Source organism: Bradyrhizobium sp. SRS-191 (genome assembly GCF_024586915.1).
In the GTDB taxonomy this organism is placed as follows: Bacteria; Pseudomonadota; Alphaproteobacteria; order Rhizobiales; family Xanthobacteraceae; genus Bradyrhizobium.
This window is the reverse complement of sequence record NZ_JANBVS010000069.1, coordinates 1-1,794: the sequence shown is the minus strand read 5'-3', so window position 1 is coordinate 1,794 and position 1,794 is coordinate 1. Positions and strand designations below refer to the sequence as shown.

Sequence of the window (1,794 nt, the reverse complement as noted above, 5' to 3'; positions counted from 1 at the left end):
GCGATCTGGTCCATGAACGACCCCAGCACGATGTAGCCGCACAGGATCAGCGTAATGATCACCCAGCGCGACGCCGGCAAGGAGCCAATCCAGGCGACGAGGTCCTGCGTCACGTGGGTGAGCGTGAAGAAGTATCCGAAGATGGAGGCGCCGACCAGGATCGTGGCGATCATGCAGGTGCCGTGGCAGGCACTGAGCAACGCGCGGTACAGCGTCGCCGGGGTCACTCTGCGCTTGGCGACCGCCAGCACCAGCGCCCCCGCCGCCCCGAGGGCCGAGGCTTCGGTCGGCGTCGCGATCCCGAGATAGATGGTGCCGGTGACGAGCGTGAACAGTAGCACCATCGGACCGACCTGCCACAGCAGCGTGAACTTCTCACGCCAGGACACCGGTTCGACGCTCGGCGCGCGCGAAGGATCCTGCCAGACCAGGAAATAGATCGTCGCCATGATGGTGGCGGTCACCAGCACCGCCGGAAGGATGCCGCCGATCAGCAATTGTCCGATGTTGACTTCCGCCAGCAGACCGAAAATCACCAGCGCCACGCTCGGCGGAATCAACATGGCCAGTGTGCCCGAGATGGCGACGACACCGGCCGCCATCTTCGGCTCGTATCCCTGCTTGATCATGGCTGGCAGGCTGGTCGCGGACAGCGTCGCCGCGGACGCCGTCGAGGTGCCGCAGATCGCACCGAAGCCGGCGCCGGCCAGCGCCGTCGCCATGCCGAGCCCGCCGGGCACCCGTCCGATCCAGGCCGATGCGGTCTTGAACATATCGTCAGCGACGCCGGACAGCAGGACGAGTTCCGCCATCAGCAGGAACATCGGAATTGTAATCAGCTCATAGGACGACACCGTCGACAACGGCGCGGTCTGCAGAATACCGAAGAGGGTGCCCGAGCCGCCAACCATCAGGAGACCGACTGCACCGGAAAAACCCATGGCAAAGCCGACCGGCGTTCCGATCGCGAGCAACACAAAGAGCAGGCCAAGAACAAGGATAACGGTCATGAGAGGCTGCTCTATTCGAAGCTGCGGGTTTCGTCAGTCATCGGCGGCAATGGGAAGAGATCGCGGCCAGACACGAGACTGAGAACGTTCCCGATCAGTTGCAGGACCAGCCGCAACACCAGCACGGCGCATCCGAATGGTACCAGTGCCGCGGAAATCCAGGTCGGCCATGGAATGGCCCCGGCCAGGACGTCATGCTGTTCGTAATTCTCCAGCGCTCGCTCAAAGCCCACCTTCGAGATCAGAACGAAGACGAACAGCCCCGTCAGGGCGGTGACGATCTCCGACAATCGACGTCCCTTCGGCGGAGCCCTCGACATGAGGATGTCGACACCGACATGCGCATGAACGCGCAGGGTATCCGACAGAGTGAGGAAGAACACTCCGGCCATCAGATACAGCCCGATCAGGTCGTAGGTAAACGAGAGCGGACTGTTCATGACGTAGCGCATGAAGACGTCCGCCACGACAAGCGCCATGATCGCGAACAAGGCGATCGCCGCGACCACCGTGAGCCCGCGCTCGAGAATTCCGAGCACAGCTGTTGCTTGCTTGATCACTTCTGACATCTCCCCCTGCCGCGTCGGACCGCCCTACTTGGCGCCGCCGGCGGCGAGCAGATCTTCGAACTCCTTCAGGGCGGCGGAGGCCTGCTTGCCGCGGCTGTCCAGCCCGCTCGCCCACTCCTTGCCGACCCCCTTCAGCTTGTCCTTCATCTCGGCGCGCGTCGCCTCCGGCAGCGGGTCGAAGCTGATGCCCTCGTCCTGCATCTGCTTGCGGGTGA

General features: G+C 63.6%; 2 protein-coding genes and 1 pseudogene. All 3 read right to left on the bottom strand.

The window, feature by feature from the left end; all coding sequences use genetic code 11:
- The coding region (locus NLR35_RS34015; protein WP_257170903.1) for a TRAP transporter large permease at positions 1-1,010 on the bottom strand (1,010 nt) is incomplete at its 3' end.
- An 11-nt stretch (positions 1,011-1,021) separates the two neighbouring features.
- On the bottom strand, positions 1,022-1,570 hold the full coding sequence (locus NLR35_RS34010) for a TRAP transporter small permease (RefSeq protein ID WP_257170904.1): 549 nt from the start codon (positions 1,568-1,570) through the stop codon (positions 1,022-1,024).
- Between the two features lie 33 nt (positions 1,571-1,603).
- Positions 1,604-1,794, bottom strand: a pseudogene (locus tag NLR35_RS34005) (C4-dicarboxylate ABC transporter); the annotation flags it as partial.